Source organism: Pseudoalteromonas sp. 20-92 (genome assembly GCF_030847595.1).
Lineage (GTDB): Bacteria > Pseudomonadota > Gammaproteobacteria > Enterobacterales > Alteromonadaceae > Pseudoalteromonas > Pseudoalteromonas fuliginea.
The window spans coordinates 199766-225679 of the sequence record NZ_JANJGQ010000006.1 but is presented as its reverse complement, the minus strand read 5'-3'; the positions used below and the strand labels follow the sequence as shown (position 1 = coordinate 225679).

Sequence of the window (25914 nt, the reverse complement as noted above, 5' to 3'; positions counted from 1 at the left end):
TTGGCATTTAAGTGGATACGAATTCTATTTAGGTGCTGGAAAACACATACGCCCTACGATGAATCAACTTACTTAACCGCATTGAAAAGTAAGGGTTCACCGCTGTTAAAATTTGCGGTGGAAAGTGAGTTTTAGCGCTTGCTGTCCACCTCAGGGCGTGTTGTTATAGCGCCTTTACACTGCTATTTCAATTGTTTGAATATTGATTCCCTCATATTCTTCACAAATAGTTTGTACTTCAATTTGATGACATCCCGATGCCAGAGGAACGATCATATATTCGTCATCAAATGTTCTTTGCCTTGTATGAAGCAAATTATTTAATTTTATAGTCAGTTTATTACCATCCAACTTTGTCCACCAATTCTCATTTATTGGGCGAATATTATCCATAAGTCTTTGGTGGTGCGATACCATATTCACAGCGGATAGCGTTCTATCATTCATCCCTAACACATCATAGAATGAGGAAAGTGGATTCAATTTTTTCAGAGCTTCTTCTTGTTTTTCTTGGTATTTAGATTGTGCTCTTTTAATAGGGTTGAACGGTAAAGGATTTTTTGGTTCACTAAACTCCTTACCTTTGCTATAAACTAAAATTCCCTCGGGAAAAGTAATATCTATAAACAAATTATTGGCTTTTGTGGAACCTGTATTGCTAACATTAATTAGAAGAGGGATTGAATAATTATCTAGCTTGTGTTTTTTCTCTTGTTCAGAGTTATAATGCTCAATCTCCAATTGAGTTGGAAATTCGTTGTTATATTTTTCAATGTCATCGCTTGATACAAACTCTCGCAAATGCTCTTCTATCTGGTTTATATCAATCTTATTAGGTACTAATAATCTTTCAAACTCATTAAACTTTTCATCAATTTTAGGCGCGTCTATGGCTAATTCAATCATGGGTATTTTTGGTGAAACTCTTGATTCTAAGTCAGAAATCTTCTCTCTTAGCTGTCGATTCTCTTTACTAAGAGAGGTTAGCTCTTTAGTAAGTGCCTCTTCAGAACCCAGTTTGTCGCCTCTAATCCAACCTACAGCAGGTTTTTGCATTATTTGTTTCATTAATGATATAGAAACATTTTTTATTAACTCTTCTTTTGATTTCCAGAATTGCGCCATTTTTGAGTTTTTTAAAACGAGATCTCGAAAGTTATTCATTTCAGTAAGATCATCATCTCTTTTATCTTTGGACAAAGAAACCATTTCATCCATGACAAAAGCAAGTACTGGAATTTTCTTTTCCAAAGCATATTCATATTCTTTTTGTGTAAAGCTAATATCGTCAGAGGTTTTGGATCCGTATCGTAAACCCAAAACAAGAATATAATAATCACTAACCTCAATAGTTCTTCTTATGATTTCCCATTGGTCCTCGTCTTCAGCACTGAACATTTCCATTCCAATTGGAATATGGTACATCTCAAGGATGGCTTTAATAATGCTTTCTCGTTCTTCTTTTAGGTCTGAATATGTTGAACTAATGAAGACTTGATATTTTGTTGAATTCACAATACTTCCTTGAGATTGATCATGGCGCTATCACAGCTTTATCGAGGACACTTTCCTCTTTTTATGAGCAAAGTATGTCCTCTTAATTATTTTTAATATTAATAACAAATCCTGTAACACATTGCGAGTATTAAACTTTAAGTCGGGCTGTTCTTTTAATAATATGCAGAAAAGAGGAAAACGTCCTCATTTTTTGACTTAGGAGGAAAAACGCCAGCGGGGTACGTATATGCAGCAATTAAATATTTAAGATGAAAACCAAACCCGATTTTAAATCATTTAATATTCACTAAAAAAAGTCAGCGATAATGTAAGTAACCGCTTTAAGTACACTTGTTTGTGTAAGCATATTATAGAAGATGGTTTACGGATGGTGGAAGCAGTAAAACGAGGTCATGAATTATTTACTAAATGCGTCTTCCTACTTTTAAAACAGGGCAGACGCGATGTTTATACCAATCGACTTAAATATTTAGCCTTTCTAGCGTGCTAAATAAAGCGTTAACGGCGTTATAAATTTCTCATGTAGAACAACTATATGTCGAAATTTATGCCTTGTTATCACTCTATTTATCCGTCGCTATAAATGTCTAATAACTTAACACGATTGGTATTATTTGGCTTTTTTAGTCTCTAGAGTTTCTATTTCACTCCAGATTTTTTCGGCTTCTGCACTTAACATAGCGAAGCTTTTAATGTCGCCTTTTCTTTGTGCCTGCATGCCTTGCTCTAGCTTTACGTCGTATTCTTTACGCAGTTTTTTTACGGGATCAGGCTTTAAAAATGAAAACATTAGTATTCTCTTAATTTATTAAATTATATGTAGTTAGTGTACGCATTAATGGGCTTAATAGTTCTTTGTTTGGTGAAAATGTTTACTTTTCGCTTTAAAAGCGCAAAGTAAACAGGGTGTAATTATTAACGTACTGTGTGCTAGTTTTAGTGCTTACGTTTCTGGCTCCAGGCGTTTAATACCTTGGCCATCAATACCTAAATAAATAAAACCATCACTGCCTTGGGCTAAGCTGCGTACTCTGCCAATTCCATCGAGTATTTTATATTGCTTAACAACCTTACCTTTTGAGAGCTCTAGTGCGCTAATGAATGCAAATTTCATTGATGCTAGTAATAGTTTACCTTTAAGCTTTGGGTATTTATCACTCGTTACATACAACATATCGGAGGGGGCAATAGAAGGTGTCCAGTGTAATGCGGGCGATTGCATGCCGTCTTTTTCTTTAAGGTCGGTAAACTTGGTACCGCTGTAGTTAACGCCATAACTTACCAAAGGCCATCCGTAGTTAGCGCCTTTTTTTATTATATTAAGTTCATCGCCGCCGCGTGGCCCGTGTTCGTGAGACCATAAAATATTATTTTGATTATCAAACCACATGCCTTGTGGATTACGGTGCCCATAAGACCATGCCGCATGTTTTGTATCTTTTTGTTTAACAAACGGATTGTCGCTTGGGATACGGCCATCATCGTGTAAGCGATAAATTTTACCGCCGTCCCGCGTGAGATCTTGTGGGTTTATGTCGCGCGAGCCGCGATCGCCAATTGAAAAATAAACATAACCTTCATCATCAAATACAATACGGCTGCCGTAGTGCTGGCCTTTGGTACTATTATGCTCGCCTTTGTATAGCAATTGCTGATCAGACAACTGCGTATGATCGCTATTTAGCTTGGCGCGCATTAAGGCGGTGTTACTTCCGCTTCCTTTGCCCTCACTACTTGAGTAACTAAAGTATAGCCATTGGTTTTGCTTACTATCGGTGTGTAGTGATAAATCAAGTAATCCACCTTGGCCATTAGCGTCAATGTTGGGCAGCCCAGAGACTTTAGTTAATTTAGTGGTATTTTTAGGTAATAAAAATAACGTTCCACTGCGCTCAGATATTAACAAGTCACCATTAGCTAGAGGCTCAATAGCCCAAGGTATAACCACACCTTCTGCCGCTGTTATTGCGTTAACGCTAAGCGCTAAAGTATCGAGCTGTTTATAGTTTTTTACGTAATCGCTTTTTGCATGCACGGGTGCGTTAATAGCAAATATAGCAACGGCTAAGCCTGTACTTATTAGTTTAGGGAGTGTGTTATGTGACATTAAATTTATCATTATGGCTTCCAAAATTAATCCAATCTTACATAACCTTAACATGGCATAAATAAATTTGTTAAGCGTTGAGTTGAATGAAAAATGCACACTTACATATTTTAAAATTACCTCTTCACAGGAAATTGTTTAAGCAAATTGCGCTAATAAAAATTGAATAATTACTCTATTGGGGTTGAAAACTTAAAATTTGAGCGTACACTTGTGCGCTGAAGTTTGGGCGTACACGTGTAAGTTCAAAATAATTAAGATTTGATAGAGATTTAACCATGATGACTCAAGTATTAAACCAATTTTCAAAATGGTTTTTACACCATCAAAGTTTTGCAGGCTACATAGAGCCCGTAATGCAGGTGTTTAAACCTGCGTGGCGTGCAGGGCAGTTTAGAGCGCAAGTAGTTAGTACAACTGTACTTGGTGGCGGTTTTTTAAGTGTGCAACTTAAGCCAAGCAAACAATGGCAGGCGCATACGTCAGGGCAGCATATAAGTTTAACGGTTGAAATTAATGGGCGATTATTAACACGCGTTTTTACCGTGGCCTCAAGCGCTCAGCAATTTAAAAATACAGGTTTGGTGCGCTTACTAATCAAAACAAATGCGCAAGGGCGCTTTACTGGCTTACTAAGCAGTGCATTAAAAGCGGGGTTGTGGTGCAATATTTCTGCGCCAAGCGGCGATTTTGTATTTAAAAACACACATACGCCAGCCACTTTTATTGCAGGCGGCTCGGGTATAACACCTATGCTAGCTATGCTTGATGATTACTTAAGCCAAACAACGCAAAAAGTCTCGTTGGTGTATTACGCAAAAGCCACTGAGCATCAATGTGTTGATGAGCTAAGTGAGTTGGCAGCGCAGTTTGAGCATTTTTCGTTTTTATTATTAACGCGTGAGCAATCAAGCGATATAACCAGCAATATTAAGCCGTGGGAAAACCCAGACATTTACTGCTGTGGTCCTGCAGCATTTATGCAAACGGTGAGCGATTTCGCTAAAACGCATAAGCTAAATTACTACCAAGAAGCCTTTGGTTTAGCGTTGCCTAGCTTAAACGACGACAGCCAATTTAATGTAAAAATTAACGCCAGTGCCCATGTTGTGTCGGGCAACGATGTTTTACTGACTCAGTTTGAAGAAAAAAAGCTACCCGTTAAACGCGGTTGCGGTATTGGTATTTGCCATCAATGCCAATGTATTAAAAAGTCAGGCGTGGTACGTAATTTAAAAACAGGTGAATTGAGTGATAACGGCGAGCAATTAATCCAACTTTGCGTAAGCCAACCTGTTAGTGATTTGGAGTTACAATTATGAAAAACATTAACTATGACATGCTCGCAAGCGAGCTAGATGCCATTAAAATGGATACCCTTGGCAAAGTTGGCCAACAAGATGCCGACTATATTCGCTCTGTTGTGCGCAAACAGCGAGTGTGTGAATGGAGCGGGCGAATTTTGCTAATGCTTGGTTTTATTCAACCATTATTGTGGGTTGCAGGTGTGTTGCTATTAGCGCTTGCTAAAATTTTAGACAATATGGAAATTGGCCACAATGTAATGCATGGTCAATACGATTGGATGAACGACAAGCAACTTAACTCACAGCATTATGAATGGGACATAGCGTGCGACGGGCAAAGTTGGCACCGCGTTCATAACTTTGAACACCATACATATACTAATATTATTGGTAAAGACAGAGACTTTGGTTATGGCTTGTTGCGTTTAAGCGATGATTTTAAATGGCGCTTTAAAAATGTATGGCAGTTTTTTACGTATATTAATTTAAGTGTGTTATTTCAGTGGGGCGTGTCGTATCACGAGCTAGCTGCAGAGCGTGTTTTTATTGGTAAAAAGAAAGAAAACCGCGAAGGGCTTGTTTCACACTCTACATTAAAGCAACGCTTTTTTAGTAAAGGCGCTCGCCAGTTAATTAAAGATTATGCGATATTTCCGTTACTTGCAGGGCCATTATTTTTATGGGTATTGGCGGGTAATTTAGTAGCAAACTTAATCCGTAATTTATGGACGTCGACCATAATATTTTGTGGTCACTTTACTGAAGAAACGCAAACATTTAAACAAGAAGACTGCGTAAACGAAACGCAAGGGCAATGGTATTATCGCCAAGTACTGGGCTCGTCTAATATTAAAGGGTCGCATTGGTTTCATGTTTTAACGGGGCATTTGAGCTGCCAAATAGAGCATCACTTATTTCCTGATATGCCGTCTTCGCGCTATCAAGAAGTAGCGCCTCAAGTACAAGCCGTTTTGAAAAAACACGGTATTGATTACCATACAGGTAGCTTTTTTAAACAGTATACCTCCGTGTTAAAACGTATTATTAGGTATTCGTTCAAGTAAATTATTTACCTTTAAGAATCGGCTAGTGCAACTGCATTAGCCGATTTTTTTGTTTATAGCACCCAATGCGGTTGATTAGTAAACAGCACTTGCAAAAATTTCTCATAGTTAATTAAAAAAGCCTTACTTTAGCTATGGTTAAATAGCGTGTGATTGTCATACAATGGAGGAAAATAGACCACACAAGAGAGATTAAAATGGCCGCATTTGGTACCGTGTTTATGCCGCAGATGATTCAAGCTCGTTTTTCTGATAATAAATGGAGCGAAAGCTCAATTGTCCCTTCCGATAAACTTGAACTTCATGCTGGTGCGCACGTTCTTCATTATTCAAGTACATGTTTTGAAGGCTTAAAGGCCTTTCGCCATGAAGATGGTTCTGTTTATCTTTTTAGAATGGATGCAAACATTGCACGCATGCAACAAAGCTCAGCGCTATTAAGCTTACCGAGTTTTGATGGCGATATGCTAAAAACGATGATTATCGATATTATGCGTGAATACGCAGATGAAACGCCATTACCACCGGGCTCTATGTATATTCGCCCAACTCATATTGGTACTGAGGCGGCAATTGGTAAAGCGGCAGCGCCATCAATGAGCTCGCTTTTATATACGTTACTATCGCCAGTAGGTGATTACTTTGCGGGTGGTGCAACTGCACTGCGCGTACTGCTTGAAGAAGATGGCATGCGCTGCGCGCCACATATGGGTATGGTAAAAAGTGGTGGTAACTACGCCAGTGCTTTAGCACCTATTAGTGCTGCACGAACTAAGTATCAAGCAGATCAAATTTTATTTTGCCCAGGTGGCGACGTTCAAGAAACCGGTGCTGCTAACTTTATACTTATTGATGGCAACGAAATTATTACTAAAGCGCTTGATAGCACGTTTTTACATGGTGTAACGCGTAATAGTATTTTAACCATAGCCAAAGACTTAGGTATGACGGTAAGCGAGCGTAACTTTAGCGTTACTGAGCTACTAGAGCGTGCAGCAAAACCAGGTACTGAAGCGGCGCTTTCGGGCACTGCTGCGGTACTTACTGCGGTAGGTACGTTTATTCATAATGATAAAGAATATAAAGTAGGTACTGGTGAGCCAGGCCCAACGACTGCGCGCCTTCGCCAAGCATTGAACGATATTCAATGGGGTAAAAGTGAAGACAAGCACGGTTGGTTAACTAAAATCTAATTATAGATTTAGCAGCAATTCGCATTAAAAAGCCACCTAATCGGTGGCTTTTTTGTTTGGTTACTTTAAGCTGTGCTTATTAAAACTTCATTTCTATTTTGCCGTACACGTAGCGTCCGTTAAATCCATACGCTGAGAAGCTAGAGTAAGCAAATAAACGCGAGAAGGTTGTTAAATCGTCAACATTTTCACGGGTTGCGTCTGGGTAAACATCAAAAATGTTATTAGCACCTACGCTCAGCGATACGTTGCTAGTAAGCGAATAGGCAACATCTAAGTCGGTTATCCATTTAGGCTTTAACACTTCGTTACGTTCTGGATTATCTGAAGGGTCTTGAGTTTCTCCGTAACGTGTTGTTCTAAGCGTGGTACGAATATCATCGTTAGTCCATGTTGCACTTAAATTGTATTTATTACGCGGTGTACTTACTTCAAAACGACGTAGTTCGTTCCCAGAGAATAAGTTGTCTTGATCAAACCCTGCACCTTGTAGCTCTGCTGGTGGGTCAATTATATCGGTAACTTCATTTTTACCGTAGTTATAACCTAAGTTAAAGGCAACATCGCCGTAACCATCGGTTGCTACATTATAAGAAGCTACAACATCAACACCGCGCGTTTTACTGTCAATTGCGTTTAAGAAGAAACGACCTTGGTTAGCGCCTGTACCTTCAAGAAGCTGCTCAATAGCAGCGCCCGATAAGTTGTTTGATAGCACAATGCGGTCATCAATTAATATTTGGTAGTAATCAACCGATAAGCTGAAATTAAAGTCGGTAGACCATGTAAAACCAACACCGTAGTTTGTTGCTTCTTCAGCATCAAGACCAGGTGAGCCCAGTGCTTTCGCTACATCGCTGCTTGGTGCAAACGTACCTGTTTCGGTTGGTTCGCCATCAACAAATACAGTGGCCACTGAGGTAAAGTATTGTTGCTGCAAAGAAGGGGCTCTAAAACCAGTAGATACAGAAGCGCGTAGCGCTAGGTCTTCAGTTAATGAATAACGAGTCGCAACTTTACCGTTAAGTGTATCGCCAAAGTCTGAGTAATCTTCATAACGGGCGGCAACCGCTAAATTCCAATCGTCGGTTAGGTAGGTTTCAAGGTCTATATACAAGCTCACGTTGTGGCGGCTATTGTCGCCCTCTGATTCGGGTGTAAATCCCGGAAATACTTGTGCGCCCGCTGCGCCAAATGGGCCATCAACAGGGTCGGTTACTGCGCCGCCTGGGCCAAATGACCCTTGTGCATATGATGCTTCTTCGCCTGCATCTATTTGGTATCCTTCGCGGCGATATTCAGCGCCTACAGCGACACTTACTGAACTTTCTAAAAAACTGACGTCTACTTCGCGGCTAAAATCAACGTTTAAGGTAAGTTGATCGTAAGTAAGGGTGCCGGCATCAAAGCTTGTTTGGCTAGTAGGGCCATAAGAGGTATTTAAGCTATTTATAACACCAAACTCGAATGCATCTTGACCATATACGGCCGACACATCGTAATTCCATTCACTTACAAAACCTTTAGCGCCAAGTGCCAGTGAAAAATCATCTATATCTGAGGTAATAACAGGTAAAAAGCCATCAGGATAAACTTCTTCTATATTACGGCTATCGCTTGCACGACGATAAAAACCGCCGCCTTCGCCTTCGCGTTTGCTGTAAGAGCCAAACGAATATAAATCTACTTCGTTTGTTAATTGATACCCCGCGTTATAAAACACTGAAAAGTCTTCTACATCGCCATTACCAAAGTTATGGTTATATCGATTTACGGTAAGTTCACGTGGGTCGAGGGAGCCATCATCTAATCGTGCGTAGTTTTCGCGTTGGTCGTAATCAGAGCGGTTAGTTGAATGGCGGTCGCGGTATTCTGTTGAGATGTTTAAAAAGCCATTATCGCCAAGTTCAAAACCCATATTACCTTGCAGCGTTAATGTTTGACCATCGGTTAAAGAGCGCTCGCCCCCCTCGGTAAAGGCTAAATTACCATCACTGCCTTCAGAAACTGATTTTAGCTGTGGTACACCGTCCATTTCGGTTACGTTAGCGCCATATATAGCTGCCACTGAGCCACCGCTGCTAGCACTTTTAAGCACAATATTAATAACACCGGCTATAGCATCAGAGCCATATTGTGCTGCTGCACCATCACGTAATACTTCAATGCGGTCGATAGCATTTGCTGGAATTGCATTTAAATCAACCGATGATGAACCACGACCCGTTGAGCCATTTAAGTTAAGTAATGCGTTGCTATGGCGACGTTTACCATTAACAAGCACTAAAGTGTGATCAGGTGCTAAACCACGAAGTTGAGCGGGGCGTACATGGTCACTACCATCAGTAAGTGATGCTTGCGGAAAGTTAAAGCTAGGTAATAAACTGCTAAGTAGAGCATTGGTTTCAGTAAAGCCTGAATTTTTAAGTGCATCTGCACCAATTATATCGATGGGTACTGCACTGTCTTCTACTGTACGGCCTAATCGGCGAGAGCCAATTACGCTTATTTGTTCGATGTTTTCTTCTGCTTTAGTGTCTTGCTCTGCAGCATTTACTGAGAGCGAACCAAGTAGTGCAGCTGATGCGCTCATTGCGAGTAATATTTGTGGTACTGATTGCTGTAATTTAAATAACGGTTTTCTATTCATGCTGTATTTCCCCATACCCATTGAATTATTTTATTTTTGTACAAAAAGTGGGTAAACCTCTTTGTTACTTTGAACATATACTTAATTAACAAAGTCAGTCAATTGAATAACATTCAATTAATCTAGGGGTTTTTATAATTACATTTGGTTGTTTTTTATAATGACCATTGTTTTAGTTATATAGCTAAGGTGATTGCTAAGTAATTGATGAATAGTGAATTATATTTAAAAGTTAAATTTAACGTTTAGTTAACTGGTAAGATGAGGTTGGTGGGTTTAATTAATTGAGAGTAGGAAGCCGTTTTTATTGGGCTGGCAATAAACAGCTGTTGAGCTATAAATATTTTTAAAAAATGTAAAATACAAAACCACCCATTAAATGTTAACTAAATTAACATTTAATGGGTGGTTTATAAATTATGTACTACTTATTAGAACCTATACTCTAAAGCATGAAGTAATTTTGTTTTTATAAGTAATTGGTATAAAAAAGAGTGCTAAAAATAGTGTTAAAATTTAATTTTTCCAATAAGTATGTCTTTAAACATTACCCAATCTCCCCACAAACTGTAAAAAGGGTGTTTAAAAGTAGCAGGGCGGTTTTTTTCAAAAAAGAAATGCCCGACCCACGCAAACCCATATCCAATAACAGGTAATAGCCATAATAAACTGTATTGTTGTTTTATTAATGCTATTGCGCTTACAGCAAGAACCAGTGTACTTCCTATAAAATGTAAGCGGCGGCAAGTAACGTTGCGGTGCTCTTTTAAATAATAAGGGTAGAAGGCTTTAAAACTTTTAAATGTGGGGGTTGTACTTTGCATTGCGTGCTCTTTTATTGTTTTTTATTTTATGAGGGTTGTGCTATTAAAGCGCACCTTTACATTTGTTTACAACGACAAATGGGATTGAACGCATCTTAATAGACAAAAGGATTAAAAGTTAATAACTTCTTATGCTATTAATAATAAATAAGAACCGAACTCACTATGTTTAAGCAAACTTTAACATGTGCTGTACTTATGGCACTTAGCGGCTGTTCAGAGCCAACTAATACGGTAACTCAAGAAGAAGTAAAAGCACCTATGAAGCAAGTTAACGCAGTTATATACCCAGAAACAAAAAAAGGCGATGTCGTAGATACCTACTTTGAAGAAGCGGTTAGCGACCCATATCGTTGGCTTGAAGATGATATGAGCGATGAGACTGCCGATTGGGTTAAAACGCAAAACAATTTAACGTTTTCTTATTTAGAACAAATCCCTTATCGCGATAAGTTAAAGCAGCGCCTTGAAAAACTAATGAACTACGAAAAAATAGGCCCTCCTTTTACTGAAGGCGATTACACTTATTTTTATAAAAACGATGGTCTGCAAAATCAATATGTTTTGTACCGCAGTAAAGATGGCGGCAACGTTGAAGTATTTTTAGATCCAAACAAGTTTAGTGAAGATGGTACGACGTCTATGTCGGGTTTATCGTTTTCGAAAGATGGCTCGTTGCTCGCATATCAAATATCTGAAGGTGGTAGCGACTGGCGTAAAATTATAGTGATTGATGCACATACTAAAGAACAAGTTGAAGAAGCGCTTGTTGACGTTAAATTTAGTGGCATAGAGTGGCTTGGCAACGAAGGTTTTTACTATTCAAGTTACGAAAAACCTAAAGGCAGTGAGCTTTCGGCTAAAACAGATCAGCATAAAGCGTATTACCATAAGCTAGGTACAGATCAACCTGCTGATAGTGTTGTATTTGGTGGAACTGATGAGCAAAAACATCGCTATGTAGGCGCTGATGTAACTCATGACGGCCGCTACTTACTTATTTCAGCTAGTACGTCTACCTCAGGCAATAAGCTGTTTATAAAAGACTTAATAAAGCAAAACAGTGAGTTTGTAACGGTTGTTGGAAATACTGATTCAGATACATCAGTGATTGATAACGAAGGCAGTAAGCTGTTTTTAGTTACCAACCTTAATGCACCAAACAAAAAAGTAGTGACAGTTGATGCAAGCAACCCAAGCCCAGAAAATTGGGTTGATTTAATTCCTGAAACCAAAAACGTACTAAACCTTACAAAAGGCGGCGATACCTTTTTTGCCAACTACATGGTTGATGCTATTTCGCAGGTAAAACAGTACAACAAAAAAGGCGAGCTAATTCGCGAAATTACATTGCCAGGCGTGGGTACTGCACGTGGTTTTGGCGGTAAAAATGATCAAACAACACTTTATTATTCGTTCACTAACTACAAAACACCAGGTACTACTTATACGTTTGATGTAGCTACGGGTGAATCGGGTGTTTATCGTAAGTCGGCTATTGATTTTAATAGCGATGTTTACACGTCTGAGCAGGTGTTTTACACATCAAAAGACGGTACTAAAATACCGATGGTAATTACCTATAAAACAGGCATTAAGCTTGATGGATCTAACCCTACAATTTTATACGGTTACGGTGGTTTTAATATTAGTTTAACGCCAAGCTTTAGCCCCGTTAATGCAGTATGGCTTGAGCAAGGTGGTGTATACGCCGTTGCTAATATTCGCGGTGGTGGTGAGTACGGTAAAGACTGGCATAATGCAGGCACTAAATTGCAAAAGCAAAATGTGTTTGACGACTTTATTGCCGCAGCTGAGTACTTAAAAGATAAAAAGTACACCTCTAAAAAACGCTTAGCACTTCGTGGTGGATCTAACGGTGGTTTGTTAGTTGGCGCAGTGATGACGCAGCGCCCAGACTTATTTCAAGTGGCTCTACCTGCTGTAGGTGTACTTGATATGCTGCGCTACCATACATTTACTGCGGGCGCTGGTTGGGCATACGACTACGGCACCAGTGAGCAAAGCAAAGAAATGTTTGAATACATTAAAGGTTACTCACCACTTCATAATGTAAAAGCAGGTGTTGAGTATCCAGCCACTATGATCACAACTGGCGATCATGATGACCGTGTTGTCCCTTCGCATTCGTTTAAGTTTGCAGCTGAGCTTCAAGCAAAGCAAACAGGTAATAATCCAGCGCTTATTCGCATAGAAACCAATGCGGGGCATGGTGCAGGTACTCCAACGAGTAAAACAATTGAGCAGTACGCTGATATATTTGGTTTTACGCTATATAACATGGGCGTAGAGTCGTTATAAAAGCGCTTTAACAAAATAGTCAAAACAAAAAAAGCCGAGTAAAGTTAATTTACTCGGCCTTTTCTTTTTTTTTGTGTAAGCTAATGGATATAGGTTGTTTTTTAAGTATTTTTATTTGGGTTAATAATAAAAACCAGATTATAAAAATGAAAGTTAACTTTCCTTATTATCATGATACGAGCTCTTACAATTTAATATTCGCTCGATCACAAAACACATACACTGTAATAGCAGCATACTAGCACTCACCCACTGTAATCCATCATAGTTAAATATTATTGATATCAAAAATAAGCTACCAAATAGCCCAAGATATAATTTGTAATCTTTTAAATTAATAACTCTTATCTTACAATTTTCATATGAAAGTATAGTTAGCAATAAAATACTAAAAATTAAATATATTAAGGTAATAATGTAAGAGCTTATTGAACCAAAAGCAAAAAAATACAACCATAAAAGATAGTAATTTATAAAGCTTTCAAATGTTTCTTTACCAGAAAATTCAAAAATTTTAATACAAATAAAAGGTGATATAAGCGGTAATAAAAATATAAAAAGTATATCCATAATAACATCCAAAATAGGAGGGTGAAATTTTTAGATTATATGATTAATAACAGACTTGCTGTATTATGTCTCCCCCACCAGAATTAGTCCAGACGTTCATACATACAAAGCCTCTTTCAAGGGTTTCGACTCCATCCCAGTTACTCCCACCCTCTGAGCCACTTCCTGATGATTGGCTTGAGCGTATATTAATCAATTTACCGCCCTTAATGACTAGCGTATCACCTGCTTTTAAATCAGTTTGATACCAATTAGTACTAGTCAAAACCTCGTTTGTGGCTACAGCAGTAGCAGTAGCAGTGAGGTTCGCACTAATAAAAACTTTTAACGCTTTTGCAACCTGTGTTGCTAGCTTCCCCACCCGATGTGAAGTTATTAAGGAAATTGCAATTCTTCTCGCATCATTATTACCATCGATAAATGGCTGATTTATCGTAAGTTCTATTTTTTGGCTGGATATGTAATTTATAAAATCATTTTTCACCCATTGCTCACAGCTATAATCTGGGTCGTATTTACATTCTAAAGGCATATCTAATAACCCAATAGCATTATCTTTTTCTATATTATTACCCGCTAATAAAGTCGAGGATGTAGTAACGCCAGAATAAAATTCATCCAAGTAATCTTTTAGAGTAATGCTTTCAATGAATTGATCATCACTAAAAAAATTAAAAACCTGTGATTCACTCAAAAACGTATCATAAAAACTGAATAGATATTTCAGTTCTTTATGTATATCACAACCAAACTTACAGGTAATATTCAAATGCCCATTATCGTCTAGAGGGTAAATTGTAGGTTCCTTGGGTTTTATGGAGTTCATGTATTTTGTTAAGTCATTTGCGTTGACCACATTAGAAAAGCTTAGTACGGAGAGTAAAACAACTGAGCATAGTATTTTCATGGAATTTCCTTATAAATAAATTTTAATCAGTGAACCATAGCTTTTGTTTAACAAAAATTCAATAATTAATTTATCTTGTATCTCATTTTTTACTTTGTTTTTTAATTTAACAGGTAAGTGGTTTAAAATTAGTTGAACTTTACTTCGTATTACATTTTTATTGCATAGGTGAAAACAATCGTTGATAGGTTTTATAAGCGTACTCGTCGGTCATTCCGCTCAAATAATCGCAAATTATACGCATCCCTTGGTTTTGTTTTTGCGCTTCTATGTATTGTGCTTGTGTTGTTTCTGGCAATAAGCGCAGCGGATCACTAGCAAACGCGGTAAATAACTCTATTAGTAAGTTTTGACCTTTGAACTCTATTTGCTGCATTTCGGGGTCACGTATTAAGCGTTGAAACACAAAATGCTTCAGTATTTGCAATACGCTGTCGTATTGGGCATCTAATTTAGCGGTGTACTTTAAAATAGGGCATTCAAAGTTATCGTTTTGAATATCCAAATGTATATGAATAATAAAGGTATTAACCAGCTCACCTATGGCATCTTTTCGCTCATAATCATTTTTTGAAAACAAGCGCTGGGTCAGCGATTCAAGCATGTCGTTTAGCCAGTCAAAGTTTAGTGCTTTTAAATGGGGCAGAGCATGGGTTTGCCAATCGTCTAATGTGAGTACGTGGGTTGCAATGGCATCTTCTAAGTCGTGTACCGCATATGCTATATCGTCGGCATGTTCCATTATGGCGCTATCGAGCGATTTATACATTGTTTTAGCGCGGTACTTATCAATAGCGGCATGGTTACCTAACAATGTTTTATCGTTTTGACTCAGTGGTTCTACTATCCAATTGAATATGGCTGCATCGTCGTTGTATAACCCTTTGGCAGGTCGCCAATCATCCGCTTTAATAAATGCACGGCCTGTTGTTGCATCGGGAATGGTATGCCAAAGCGTATTAATAAACGCGGGGTATTTTATAAATCCTAATAAAGTACGACGAGTTAGGTTCATACCGTGGCCATTACTGTAAGGCTCAAGTTTTGCAACTATGCGCAGTGTTTGTGCGTTACCTTCAAAACCACCATGATCGCGCATCATGTAATTTAGCGCTATTTCACCACCATGGCCAAAAGGCGGGTGGCCAATATCGTGCGCCAAGCACAGTGTTTCTAGCAGTCCAGTTGATGGAAAGTGCGTAAAGTCGCTATGCTGCGCTTTTAAATGGCGCAATATGCCGGTACCAATTTGCGATACTTCTAAAGAGTGGGTAAGACGAGTGCGGTAAAAGTCGTTTAGGCCAATGCCCATAATTTGGGTTTTAGCTTGCAAACGCCTAAATGCAGCTGCATGAATAATACGCGAACGGTCGACCTGCCACGGCGAGCGGTTATCGTTAGGGCGATGTTTATATTGCTCTATTATTCGGCTTTGCCATTGTTTATCCATACTGCTTACTCACACATAGTTAATATTATTAAACTTTGCTCAGTATACCCATGCACTTATAAATTGCGAATGAACAAATGCACTACATAGGCTCTGTTTTATCTAAAACCCAAATACACTGCTGAAAATTCAACCGTAAAAGGTCATCAAACCCCAGTTATTCGCGTTTATAAAGTGGCTTAGGTATAATGCGCCTTCGTATGCTTGTGTATTAACCATGCATAATTAGTTGTTTGAAAGAGAGAATACATGCTAAGAATTATTTTTCAGTTTTTGTTAACCGTATTTTTTGTATGGGCGCTTGCATATCCGTTTATACAAAGTGACGATGTTGAATCGGAAGAACAAACGTCAGAACAACCAAAAAAAGTGAAGAAAAAAGAAAAACCATTACATAATGTAAAACTGCCAAAGTTTTCAGAATTTAGTGATGTTAAAGAAAAAAAACATGCATTTTTTAGCTTTATTCGTCCGCACGTTGAAGCCGAAAACAAAAAAATATTACAGCAACGCGCTAAGCTTGAAATAGCACGCATGATGCTACAAAACGAATTACCTTTAGAAAAAAAGCAAAGCAAAGATATTGTTAAAATTTTAAAGTCGTACGGCTTACCAACCACGATTGATACGCTAATACTTACACAAGCACTACGTCGTGTTGATATAATTCCTAAAGAATTAGCGCTTATGCAAGCAGCGAATGAATCTGCGTGGGGCACATCGCGTTTTGCACGTATTGGCCTTAACTTTTTTGGTCAGTGGTGTTATTCAAAAGGTTGTGGCATGGTGCCAAGACGCCGTAATACAGGAGCTGTGCATGAAGTGGCTGCGTTTAAGTCGGTAAGAGCGGCTATAAATTCTTACTTTAAAAATATCAACACGCATCCTGCTTATAAAGATTTACGCGCGATTCGCGAAAATTTACGCCTTGAACAAAAGCAGATCAAGGCGACAAAACTAACGCAGGGTTTAATGTCATATTCTGAACGTGGTGAAGCGTACATTGAAGAATTGAACACCATGATCAACCAAAATAGAGCTTACTTTGATGAATAAACGTATTCTAAATTGCGTGAGTGTTATCTCGTTGTTGTTGCTTAGTACGACGGTATTTAACGCCAATGCGAGAGAGTTTGTAATGTCGTACGACGGTTTTTACGATCGCTTAAAGGTAGTTAACAAAGGCGATTTTCAATATGCGCGAGTTAACTTTTATATAAGTGATATAGCAACTAACGAAGCGTGCGCAATAAAAAGCGGTACTATTTTAACCGAAAAAAACGAGTATCCGCTCAACTTTACCGATAAAGCACAGCTACTATTACCGTTCGATAAACAACTTGATAGCGATAAAGCGGTGATTGTTGTTCAGCCACAAAACCCTGAACATGATTGCCAATTAAAGTTACAAATAGAAGCAAATGAACTTGAAGGTTTAGCGCTTTCAAAGCAGTCGTTATATACCATTAACGAAGAACTTGATGAGCTGTTAACTGATCTGTCGGGCTTTTTTGTAAGTAAATTAATGTGGTTTTTATTACCAGAGCAAAAGGGCGTAGCAGTTACATTTAAAAGCCCAATGCAATTTGATGATAAGAGCATAACGTGTGAAAAGTCAGTGTGTTACTTTGCAGTTAAAGATAGCTGGGAAGATGATACCGCAGCACTTGGCGATATATCGCAGGTTATTAAAGTAACGCCTTGGATTGTTAAGTAGCTCACATACAAAAGCGGCATTTAGCCGCTTTTTTTGTACCAAAATCAGTATTCGCTTTTAGTCTTTATTTAATAAGTGGTGCAGATGAATCGCGCTGCATTAAAGTGGGTTCAAAAAAGCGATTTATAACAAGGTTTTTATTTTGATAAACGTCTTTAAGCACTAATTTAGCGGCCATTTCGCCCATTTTCCCTACCGGATTATCTATGGTCGTGAGTGTAGGGTACAGATAGTTTGCAAAAATAACGTTATCAAATCCAACAATCGATAAATCGTTTGGTAAATTATAACCGTGCTCTCGAGCATATTTCATAGCACCGGAAGCCATTTCGTCATTGGCGCACACTAGTGCAGTAAAGCTGAGCTTTTCATTAATAAAATGTTTTAAGCCTTCACTACCACCGGTTTCGTTAAAATCGCCAATGTAATAAAGCGCAGGATCAAATTTAATACCAGCCTCTGTGAGTGCTTGTTTATGACCTTCTAAGCGGTTAAAAGCATCGGCTTTAAACTGCGGACCTGCAATGTACGCTATTTGTGTATGGCCTTGATTTAATATCGATTTAGTGGCTAGGTAGCCACCTAATTGATTATCTAAACTGATACAGTTATCTTTTAATTGCTCTACGTAACGGCTCATTAAATAAACGGGCGTAGAGCCTTTACTTAGTTTTATTAGGTAGTCGTCTGAAACGGCTTCTACGTGCAAAATAATAGCATCGCAGCGTCTGCTAATTAAAAACTCAATGCCTTCTTGTTCTTTGTCTTCTTCACTGTGCCCGGTGGTAATAATAACGTGTTTACCCGCAGCACGAAGCTCCGACTCAATACCTGCCATCATTTGGGCAAAGAAAGGACCATGTAACTCAGACACTAAAATACCGACACTGTTAGTACAGTTAGAGGCTAAAGATTGCGCTATTGAGTTAGGCTTGTAGCCAAGCTGCTCCATGGCATCAAGCACTTTTTGTTTGGTTTTATCGCTTACACGGGTATTTTTGTTCATCACGCGAGAAACGGTGGCTAACGATACGCCCGCAAGCTCTGAGACTTGATAAATTGTTGCCATGTTATTTGTTCACTCGCTTATCCTTAACTAGGGTCTGTTGATCTTTGCGGATTAAAATTTGTTCAAACTAGGGGCTATTTAATCGCGGCGCGAGGTTTGTAACCTAGTGGGCTAAGTAAAAACCGAGCAACAAAGAGTAAATAGCCCCTAGAAAGAACCCTTTGGGCTGCGCCTGTTTGGCATTAATGCTACGTTATCGCCCATTTATGGGGAATAACCACACTACATAGGCTCTGCCTTGCCTAAATACCAAACAGACTGCTGCAAATTTAACCTTGAAAGATCAACAGACCCTAGTTGTTAGTTTAGATTGAATATTTTCAACAACCTGATTAGTCAGTGTATATTTTTTCATTATGTAGGCAACAAATAAAGATCCAAAAGCAGGTAAGACAGTAAATGAAAGTAAAATACCGTGTTGAGTATCAAGTGTTTGTACTGCATCGGCCTGATAGCTGTAAAAAGATAACAACCAGCCTGCAATTGCGCCGCCTACCGCCACGCCCATTTTAATAAAAAATATGACGCCTGAATAAACTAAACCCGTAATGCGTACACCTGTTTTTTCATGCCCGTAATCTATGGTGTCGGCCATTTTCGCCCACAACAACGGGGTTGCCATATCTAAAAAGAATTTCCATAAAATAAAGGCAGTAAATGCGAGTACTAATTGATCTTTACTAATAAAGTAGCTAAAACCACAAATAGCGGCAGCAATAACTTGTAAGCTTATATAGGCTTTTATTTTACAAAAGCGCTTTGCAAGCGGTTGAGCTAAAGCACACCCTAGCATGCTTGCTGCAACGCCTAATGTCATAAATAAGGTGATTAAATCGTCTCGACCTAAATAGTATTTTACGTAGTAAACAGCAAGCGTAAGCCTTAATACTTGACCGGTAAGTAAAAAGAACGCAGCTAAGCAAAGCGTTCGCCATTGATCGTTTTTAATTAATGCTTTAACACTTTGGGCAAAAGGAATGTTTTGCTCTTTTGGCTGTTGTATACGCTCTTTTGTGCCTAAAAAACAAAGTAAAAATAGTACAAAGCCTAAAATGCTCATTGCAGTCATGGTGTATTGATAGCCCTTAGCTGCATCGCCTTGGCCAAAGTACTCAACCATTGGCATAGTACAACCCGCTACTATTACGCCGCCTAGCATACCAAATACAAAGCGGTAAGACTGAATAGTCACGCGCTCTTTTGCGTCGCTTGTAAGTACACCGCCCAGTGCACAATAAGGAATATTGACAGCGGTGTAAGCCACCATAAGTAGTGTGTAAGTAGTAAAGGCGTAAATTATTTTATCGGTGCCTTCTAAATCAGGCGTAGTAAACGCTAAAATACTAATAATGGCAAAAGGAAGCGAAAGCCAAAGTAGGTAGGGGCGAAAGTGCCCCCAGCGCGTATGTGTTTTGTCAGCAAGGTTGCCCATTAATGGGTCGGTTACGGCATCAAAAATACGTACTGCTAAAAACATAGTACCGACAACAGCGGGTGATAAACCCACTACGTCTGTGTAGTACAGCATTAAAAACATCATAACTGTTTGAAAAATAATATTACTGGCGGTGTCGCCTAAGCCATACGCTATTTTTTCTTTTACACTGACCATGATTATTTATCCCGCTTTATACTTGTTTTTAGTTATGGGTATATTCTTATCTTTTAGAGATGAGTTCTTTATAAGCTAAGCCACTGTTTTTAATAGTGCGTTGCTGGGTTTTATAATCTACATACACAATACCAAAACGTTTTAAATAGCCTTCAGCCCATTCAAAGTTATCCATTAAGCTCCAAGCAAAGTAGCCATGTATAACAACACCTTGTTCAATTGCATTATGAACCGCGTTTAAATGAGTATTATAATAACTTAAACGGTCTAAGTCGTTAACTTCACCATTATTATACGTATCGGGCATTGCTGCACCATTTTCGGTTATATAAATAGGCGGTAAGGTGTATGTTTTATTAAGCGATACGAGCAAGTCAGTGAACGATTGCGGATAAATTTCCCACCCCATATCAGTTAGCGGGCCCGTAGGTGCAATAGGCTCATAAATGTCAGTAGGGTGCGCTTTATAAACTTGGCGGGTATAAAAGTTAATACCTAAGTAATCAATAGATTGAGAAATTAGTTCCATATCGCCCTCAAGAATCTCAGGCTGATGGTTTAATGGTAATTGATTAATTATATCGGGGTATTGGGCATCAATTATTGGTTTGATATACCACTGATTAAGGTAGTCGTCTGCAAATGCAGTGGCTTTTAAGTCTTCATCACTTTGAGTTAGGCTATAACACGGCGTAAAGTTTAGCACTATGCCATTTAAAGTATTAGGCGAGTTTTGCTTTAATACGCTCATAGCGAGTCCGTGGGCTAATAATAAATGGTGCGCTGCTTTACGACCATATTCTTTACCCACTTTACCCGGGGCATGGATACCAATTTCGTAACCCAAAAACGCGCTGCAAAAGGGTTCGTTTAATGTAGCGTAAGAATACACTCGTGTTCCAAATGCGTTAGTAATTAGTTCTACGTATTGCTCAAATGCGTAAGCTGTTTTTCTGTTGAGCCAGCCGCCTTCATCTTCAAGGTGTTGCGGTAAATCCCAGTGGTACAAAGTAACAAAGGCTTTTATATTTTTTCGTTTTAGCTCATCTAAAATATCAGTATAAAACTTCACGCCTACAGGATTTAACTTTGCGTCTTGAGTTATCACGCGCGGCCATGAAATAGAAAGCCTGTAAGCATCTACGCCAAGTGACTCAATAAGGTCTATATCATCACGCCAAAGGTTATAGTGATCGCACGCGGTATGACCGTTTGAGCTATCGACTATTTTATTGGGCGTATCGCAAAAAGTGTCCCAAATACATGGGAGACGATCTTGTGATCCGCCTTCTATTTGAAAAGAAGCCGTGGCCACACCGTACACAAAGTTTTTAGATAAAAGCGGTGAATGGGGCGGTAGTGATAATTTTGTCATTAATAACAAACCTTTTGTTGGTCATTTACAGAGAGATCAGCCCTGTGTTTTTACTTAATTAATGCTGTATGCGTGGTACAAAAAATAAAAAGTGTTGAAATATACAGCTTGTTCGTATTTAATTGCATATGAAAGCGCTTACATTTAAGGTTAGTGTTTATTAATTCTTAGGTCAACTCTTTAATGCTTCTGGATGGTTTAAAGACAGCTAAAACTAAAACAGAGCAGCTTAAGAATAGATTTATAATAATAAAATACGGAGAACACATGGCAAGTTCAGCACCAGTGACAACACACACACAGTCGCAAAACTATCAGGATAAAAATTACAGTTTTGCATTAACTTCTTTAACAACATTATTTTTTATGTGGGGATTTATAACCTGCTTAAATGATATTTTAATCCCACACTTAAAAGCCGTATTTAACCTAACGTATGTACAAGCAATGCTTGTGCAGTTTTGCTTTTTTGGCGCTTACTTTTTAATGTCACTTCCAAGTGGACACATTGTTAAAAAGCTTGGTTATAAAAAAGGAATCGTGGTTGGGCTTTTAATTGCGGCAGTCGGGTGTATATTATTTTACCCAGCAGCGTCTTTACATAGTTATCATGTCTTTTTATTCGCTTTATTTGTACTTGCCAGTGGCATAACGTTATTACAAGTATCTGCAAATCCTTATGTAAGTTTGTTGGGTTCAGCAAAAACAGCGTCGTCTCGACTTACGCTTACCCAAGCTTTTAATGCCTTAGGTACTACTGTTGCGCCATCATTTGGTGCTCTGTTAATTCTGGACTCAGCGTCGGATGCCTTTTTAACACCGGCTCAAAATGCAGAGTCAGTTCAACTTCCTTACCTCCTTTTAGCTGCGATGCTTATTTTACTAGCAGGTATTTTTGCTTGGCTTAAATTACCAGACATTATGAGCGAGCAAAAAGCAGAAGCCGAAAAATCAGAAGCAATTGAAGGCAGTGCTTGGCAGTATCGCCATCTTGTATTAGGTGCTGTGGGTATATTTATGTATGTAGGCGCCGAAGTGGCAATTGGTAGCTTTTTAGTAAGCTTTTTAGCACAAGAAAATATAGCAGGGCTAAAAGAGTATGTTGCAGCTCATTACATCACGTATTATTTTGGTGGTGCTATGGTTGGGCGTTTTATTGGCGCTGCTGTAATGCAAAAACTACCCGCAGGTAAAGTACTTGGCTTTAACGCAACCATGGCTATTATTTTAGTCATTATTGCCATGAGCACGTCGGGTCAATTAGCAATGTGGTCAATACTATTGGTTGGTTTATTCAATTCTATTATGTTCCCAACTATTTTTAGTTTAGCGTTAAATGGACTTGGTAAGCATACCGCGCAAGGCTCTGGTATTTTGTGTTTGGCGATTGTAGGTGGTGCAATAGTGCCACTTTTACAAGGTGCGCTTGCTGATAGTGTGGGTGTTCAACTTTCGTATGTTTTACCTATTTTATGTTACATATTTATTGTTTTTTACGGCCTACGAGGCAGCAAACCAGTATTAGTGAAGGAGCCATCATAATGAAAACGACTTTTAAACTTAATGCATTAGCAATTGCAACGTTAGTAGGAAGTGTTACTGCACTAAGCGGATGTACTAACGAAAGCAATGTTGAAAAAGTAAATGTTGAAGCGCAATCAAAGCTTGAGAAAATTTGGCCAAAACTTTCAATTGCAGTGAAAAAAGATCCAGTTATTGAAGCTCAAATTGTCACGTTTTTAGAAAATATGACGCTTGAGCAAAAAGTAGCGCAAATGATTCAACCAGAAATTCGTGATATTACCGTTGAAGACATGCGTAAATATGGTTTTGGCTCTTACCTTAATGGCGGTGGTGCTTTCCCTAATGGCGATAAGCATGCAACGCCAAAGGATTGGGTTGCACTTGCAGAAAAAATGTATCAAGCATCTATTGATGACTCAGTGGATGGCAGCAAAATTCCAACTATGTGGGGCACCGATGCAGTACATGGTCATAATAACGTAATTGGCGCGACACTTTTTCCACATAATATTGGTTTAGGCGCGGCTAATAACCCAGATTTAATAGAGCAAATAGCGTCTATTACCGCAGCAGAAGTAATGGCTACGGGGATAGATTGGGTATTTGCACCCACTGTAGCAGTAGTACGAGACGACCGATGGGGCAGAACGTACGAAGGCTATTCTGAGGATCCAAAAATTGTTCACGATTACTCAGCAGCGATTGTAAATGGATTGCAAGGTAAAGCCGATGGCGACTTTTTAAGTGATAAGCGCGTTATTAGCACGGTTAAGCACTTTATTGGCGATGGCGGCACTGTTGATGGGGATGATCAAGGAAATAATATAGACAGCGAGCAGTCGCTATTTGATATTCATGCCCAAGGTTACGTAGGTGGTTTGTCGGCGGGTAGTCAATCTGTTATGGCGTCTTTTAATAGCTGGAATGGCGTTAAAAATCACGGCAATAAATACTTACTTACAGATGTATTAAAAACACGTATGGGTTTTGATGGTTTCGTAGTGGGTGATTGGAACGGCCATGGGCAAATTAAAGGCTGTACTAACGAAAGCTGCCCAGAAGCGGTAAATGCTGGCCTTGATATTTTTATGGTGCCAACAGGCGCGTGGAAGCCGCTATATGAAAATACAATTGCACAAGTAAATGCAGGTAAAATAAGTATGAGCCGCATTGATGATGCGGTTGCACGTATTTTACGCGTTAAGTTACGCGCTGGGTTATTTGATAAACCAAGTCCGGCTAAGCGTCTTTACTCGGGTAAAACAGAGCTTATTGGCGCGCAAGCGCATCGCGAAGTAGCACGTCAAGCTGTGCGCGAATCGCTTGTATTACTTAAAAATAAAAATAACCTATTACCTATCGCAGCTAATCAACGCGTGCTTGTTGCAGGTGATGGTGCCGATAATATAGGTAAACAGTCGGGTGGTTGGAGTATTACGTGGCAAGGGACTAATAATAAAAATGCAGACTTCCCTGGAGCAACGTCAATTTACAAAGGGCTTGAAGAGCAAATATCTACAGCAGGTGGAAGTGTTACTTTAAGTGCTGATGGTACGTTTGAACAACGTCCTGATGTTGCCATTGTTGTATTTGGTGAAGAACCTTACGCAGAAGGGCACGGCGATAAAGATAACCTTGAGTTTGAGCGCGGAAATAAAAAGTCATTAGCACTTTTAAGCTCGCTAAAAGAGCAAGGTATTCCTGTTGTATCGGTGTTTATATCAGGTCGACCTATGTGGGTTAACAGCGAGCTTAACGCATCTGATGCGTTTGTGGCTGCATGGTTACCTGGTACAGAAGGTGCAGGTATTGCTGATGTTTTATTAAAAGCGGCAGACGGCACCATCCAAAATAACTTTAAAGGTAAGCTATCGTTTTCTTGGCCTAAATCGGCGGTACAAACTGCGGTTAATAAAGGCGATGAAAATTACGAACCATTACTTCCTTATGGTTTTGGTTTAACGTATGGCGATAAAAACGTGCTAGCTGACGACCTTGATGAAGACTCTAAACTTGATAACTCAGGGCTTACGAGTATGGATATACTTGTTGGTGCACCTGTAGCACCATGGCGCTTATTGTTAAAATCGGGCGATGAGCTTTTAGATGTATCGAGTAGTACCCATGAATTTGGTGCAATTAAATACCGAACTGAGGACAAAATAGTACAAGAAGACGCGCGCCAATTTAACTTCAGTGGTGCAGAAAAAGCCAGTGCTGAAATAGTAACAAGCTTTGCAGAAGATACCATTGCCTACGTTGAAGCAAACAGTGTGATTAGCTTTGATATTAAATTAAACGAAGTACTAACGAGCGATGTAGCACTTGCTATGACTTGCTCAGGTGAATGTGGTGCAAGCATTGATTTAGCAAACGTAGTGGACAAAGCTATTGAAAATAAATGGCAGTCAGTATCAATCGATTTAGGTTGTTTTGCTGATAAGGGTGTTAACTTTGCAAACCTAACAAGCCCATTTAGCTTACGCAGTAATGGTAAAACATCAATTTCTGTAGCTAATATTCAGTTTTTGCCAAATATGGCAGGCGAGGCTACGCTCTCTTGTAAGTAGTTTATTAACTCTATTGTGTGTTTACCAAAGCCCTTCAAATGAAGGGCTTTTTTTATGTAGAGGATTAATACTAACCTGCATACATACTTGAGTAATTTAACGAATTAAATAATTCTTAAACGTTGTTAATTTAGA

General features: G+C 38.9%; 18 protein-coding genes and 1 pseudogene. 9 read left to right on the top strand and 10 right to left on the bottom strand.

Annotated features, from left to right (window positions below; translation table 11 throughout):
* Nucleotides 1–135: pseudogene (locus NRL14_RS08715) on the top strand (IS110 family transposase); the annotation flags it as partial.
* 39 nt (nucleotides 136–174) lie between these two features.
* On the opposite strand, the gene NRL14_RS08710 reads toward NRL14_RS08715, so the two are convergent.
* The 3 genes from NRL14_RS08710 to NRL14_RS08700 all read right to left on the bottom strand — a co-directional run bounded on the left by NRL14_RS08710 (nucleotide 175) and on the right by NRL14_RS08700 (nucleotide 3637).
* The gene (locus NRL14_RS08710; RefSeq protein WP_306724462.1) at nucleotides 175–1515 is read right to left on the bottom strand and encodes a DUF4062 domain-containing protein; all 1341 of its coding nucleotides are present in this window, start codon (nucleotides 1513–1515) and stop codon (nucleotides 175–177) included.
* A gap of 613 nt (nucleotides 1516–2128) precedes the next feature.
* Nucleotides 2129–2308, bottom strand: a complete 180-nt coding sequence (locus NRL14_RS08705) for a DUF6435 family protein (protein WP_149614761.1) — start codon at nucleotides 2306–2308, stop codon at nucleotides 2129–2131.
* 153 nt (nucleotides 2309–2461) lie between these two features.
* Entirely contained in the window at nucleotides 2462–3637 is a 1176-nt protein-coding gene (locus NRL14_RS08700; RefSeq protein WP_149614762.1) for a PQQ-dependent sugar dehydrogenase, read from the bottom strand.
* A gap of 266 nt (nucleotides 3638–3903) precedes the next feature.
* On the opposite strand from NRL14_RS08700, the gene NRL14_RS08695 reads away from it, so the two are divergent.
* The 3 genes from NRL14_RS08695 (at nucleotide 3904) to NRL14_RS08685 (ending at nucleotide 7189) form a co-directional block, all read left to right on the top strand.
* Complete coding sequence (locus tag NRL14_RS08695) at nucleotides 3904–4947, top strand: flavin reductase family protein (RefSeq protein ID WP_149614763.1); 1044 nt, start codon at nucleotides 3904–3906, stop codon at nucleotides 4945–4947.
* Complete coding sequence (locus NRL14_RS08690) at nucleotides 4944–5996, top strand: acyl-CoA desaturase (protein WP_024595642.1); 1053 nt, start codon at nucleotides 4944–4946, stop codon at nucleotides 5994–5996. Before NRL14_RS08695 ends, NRL14_RS08690 begins: the two co-directional genes overlap by 4 nt.
* A gap of 191 nt (nucleotides 5997–6187) precedes the next feature.
* Nucleotides 6188–7189, top strand: a complete 1002-nt coding sequence (locus tag NRL14_RS08685; RefSeq protein ID WP_262501086.1) for a branched-chain amino acid aminotransferase — start codon at nucleotides 6188–6190, stop codon at nucleotides 7187–7189.
* 79 nt (nucleotides 7190–7268) lie between these two features.
* Here NRL14_RS08685 and NRL14_RS08680 read toward each other — a convergent pair whose 3' ends face one another.
* Nucleotides 7269–9839 (bottom strand): TonB-dependent siderophore receptor, encoded by a 2571-nt coding sequence (locus NRL14_RS08680; protein ID WP_149614764.1) that lies wholly within the window; start codon nucleotides 9837–9839, stop codon nucleotides 7269–7271.
* A 509-nt stretch (nucleotides 9840–10348) separates the two neighbouring features.
* Complete coding sequence (locus tag NRL14_RS08675; protein WP_149606031.1) at nucleotides 10349–10663, bottom strand: DUF962 domain-containing protein; 315 nt, start codon at nucleotides 10661–10663, stop codon at nucleotides 10349–10351.
* 165 nt (nucleotides 10664–10828) lie between these two features.
* Here NRL14_RS08675 and NRL14_RS08670 point away from each other — a divergent pair, with 165 nt between their 5' ends.
* Complete coding sequence (locus NRL14_RS08670; RefSeq protein ID WP_306724461.1) at nucleotides 10829–12985, top strand: prolyl oligopeptidase family protein; 2157 nt, start codon at nucleotides 10829–10831, stop codon at nucleotides 12983–12985.
* A gap of 613 nt (nucleotides 12986–13598) precedes the next feature.
* On the opposite strand, the gene NRL14_RS08665 is transcribed toward NRL14_RS08670, so the two are convergent.
* Entirely contained in the window at nucleotides 13599–14462 is an 864-nt protein-coding gene (locus NRL14_RS08665; RefSeq protein ID WP_096792916.1) for a hypothetical protein, read from the bottom strand.
* 157 nt (nucleotides 14463–14619) lie between these two features.
* On the bottom strand, nucleotides 14620–15912 hold the full coding sequence (locus tag NRL14_RS08660; protein ID WP_306724460.1) for an anti-phage deoxyguanosine triphosphatase: 1293 nt from the start codon (nucleotides 15910–15912) through the stop codon (nucleotides 14620–14622).
* Nucleotides 15913–16161: 249 nt separating this feature from the next.
* Here NRL14_RS08660 and NRL14_RS08655 point away from each other — a divergent pair, with 249 nt between their 5' ends.
* Nucleotides 16162–16968, top strand: coding sequence for a glucosaminidase domain-containing protein (locus tag NRL14_RS08655; RefSeq protein ID WP_306724459.1), 807 nt, complete (start codon nucleotides 16162–16164; stop codon nucleotides 16966–16968).
* A complete protein-coding gene (locus tag NRL14_RS08650; RefSeq protein WP_188085285.1) occupies nucleotides 16961–17629 on the top strand; it encodes a DUF2987 domain-containing protein in 669 nt (222 codons plus the stop codon). Before NRL14_RS08655 ends, NRL14_RS08650 begins: the two co-directional genes overlap by 8 nt.
* Nucleotides 17630–17693: 64 nt before the next feature.
* Here NRL14_RS08650 and NRL14_RS08645 read toward each other — a convergent pair whose 3' ends face one another.
* From NRL14_RS08645 to NRL14_RS08635, 3 genes are all read right to left on the bottom strand, one after another.
* Entirely contained in the window at nucleotides 17694–18698 is a 1005-nt protein-coding gene (locus NRL14_RS08645) for a LacI family DNA-binding transcriptional regulator (protein WP_306724458.1), read from the bottom strand.
* A 283-nt stretch (nucleotides 18699–18981) separates the two neighbouring features.
* Nucleotides 18982–20310 (bottom strand): glycoside-pentoside-hexuronide (GPH):cation symporter, encoded by a 1329-nt coding sequence (locus NRL14_RS08640; protein ID WP_306724457.1) that lies wholly within the window; start codon nucleotides 20308–20310, stop codon nucleotides 18982–18984.
* 46 nt (nucleotides 20311–20356) lie between these two features.
* Nucleotides 20357–21685 (bottom strand): GH1 family beta-glucosidase, encoded by a 1329-nt coding sequence (locus NRL14_RS08635; RefSeq protein WP_306724456.1) that lies wholly within the window; start codon nucleotides 21683–21685, stop codon nucleotides 20357–20359.
* A 267-nt stretch (nucleotides 21686–21952) separates the two neighbouring features.
* On the opposite strand from NRL14_RS08635, the gene NRL14_RS08630 reads away from it, so the two are divergent.
* Complete coding sequence (locus NRL14_RS08630; protein WP_306724455.1) at nucleotides 21953–23227, top strand: sugar MFS transporter; 1275 nt, start codon at nucleotides 21953–21955, stop codon at nucleotides 23225–23227.
* The gene (locus tag NRL14_RS08625; RefSeq protein WP_306724454.1) at nucleotides 23227–25779 is read left to right on the top strand and encodes an exo 1,3/1,4-beta-D-glucan glucohydrolase; all 2553 of its coding nucleotides are present in this window, start codon (nucleotides 23227–23229) and stop codon (nucleotides 25777–25779) included. Before NRL14_RS08630 ends, NRL14_RS08625 begins: the two co-directional genes overlap by 1 nt.
* Nucleotides 25780–25914: the final 135 nt, after the last annotated feature.

What these genes read in the sequence shown, in the direction of transcription:
- NRL14_RS08705 (WP_149614761.1), bottom strand. Translation starts at nt 2,308, where the DNA reads ATGTTTTCATTTTTAAAGCCTGATCCCGTAAAAAAACTGCGTAAAGAA.
- NRL14_RS08700 (WP_149614762.1), bottom strand. Translation starts at nt 3,637, where the DNA reads ATGATAAATTTAATGTCACATAACACACTCCCTAAACTAATAAGTACA.
- NRL14_RS08695 (WP_149614763.1), top strand. Translation starts at nt 3,904, where the DNA reads ATGATGACTCAAGTATTAAACCAATTTTCAAAATGGTTTTTACACCAT.
- NRL14_RS08690 (WP_024595642.1), top strand. Translation starts at nt 4,944, where the DNA reads ATGAAAAACATTAACTATGACATGCTCGCAAGCGAGCTAGATGCCATT.
- NRL14_RS08680 (WP_149614764.1), bottom strand. Translation starts at nt 9,839, where the DNA reads ATGAATAGAAAACCGTTATTTAAATTACAGCAATCAGTACCACAAATA.
- NRL14_RS08675 (WP_149606031.1), bottom strand. Translation starts at nt 10,663, where the DNA reads ATGCAAAGTACAACCCCCACATTTAAAAGTTTTAAAGCCTTCTACCCT.
- NRL14_RS08670 (WP_306724461.1), top strand. Translation starts at nt 10,829, where the DNA reads ATGTTTAAGCAAACTTTAACATGTGCTGTACTTATGGCACTTAGCGGC.
- NRL14_RS08665 (WP_096792916.1), bottom strand. Translation starts at nt 14,462, where the DNA reads ATGAAAATACTATGCTCAGTTGTTTTACTCTCCGTACTAAGCTTTTCT.
- NRL14_RS08660 (WP_306724460.1), bottom strand. Translation starts at nt 15,912, where the DNA reads ATGGATAAACAATGGCAAAGCCGAATAATAGAGCAATATAAACATCGC.
- NRL14_RS08655 (WP_306724459.1), top strand. Translation starts at nt 16,162, where the DNA reads ATGCTAAGAATTATTTTTCAGTTTTTGTTAACCGTATTTTTTGTATGG.
- NRL14_RS08650 (WP_188085285.1), top strand. Translation starts at nt 16,961, where the DNA reads ATGAATAAACGTATTCTAAATTGCGTGAGTGTTATCTCGTTGTTGTTG.
- NRL14_RS08645 (WP_306724458.1), bottom strand. Translation starts at nt 18,698, where the DNA reads ATGGCAACAATTTATCAAGTCTCAGAGCTTGCGGGCGTATCGTTAGCC.
- NRL14_RS08640 (WP_306724457.1), bottom strand. Translation starts at nt 20,310, where the DNA reads ATGGTCAGTGTAAAAGAAAAAATAGCGTATGGCTTAGGCGACACCGCC.
- NRL14_RS08635 (WP_306724456.1), bottom strand. Translation starts at nt 21,685, where the DNA reads ATGACAAAATTATCACTACCGCCCCATTCACCGCTTTTATCTAAAAAC.
- NRL14_RS08630 (WP_306724455.1), top strand. Translation starts at nt 21,953, where the DNA reads ATGGCAAGTTCAGCACCAGTGACAACACACACACAGTCGCAAAACTAT.
- NRL14_RS08625 (WP_306724454.1), top strand. Translation starts at nt 23,227, where the DNA reads ATGAAAACGACTTTTAAACTTAATGCATTAGCAATTGCAACGTTAGTA.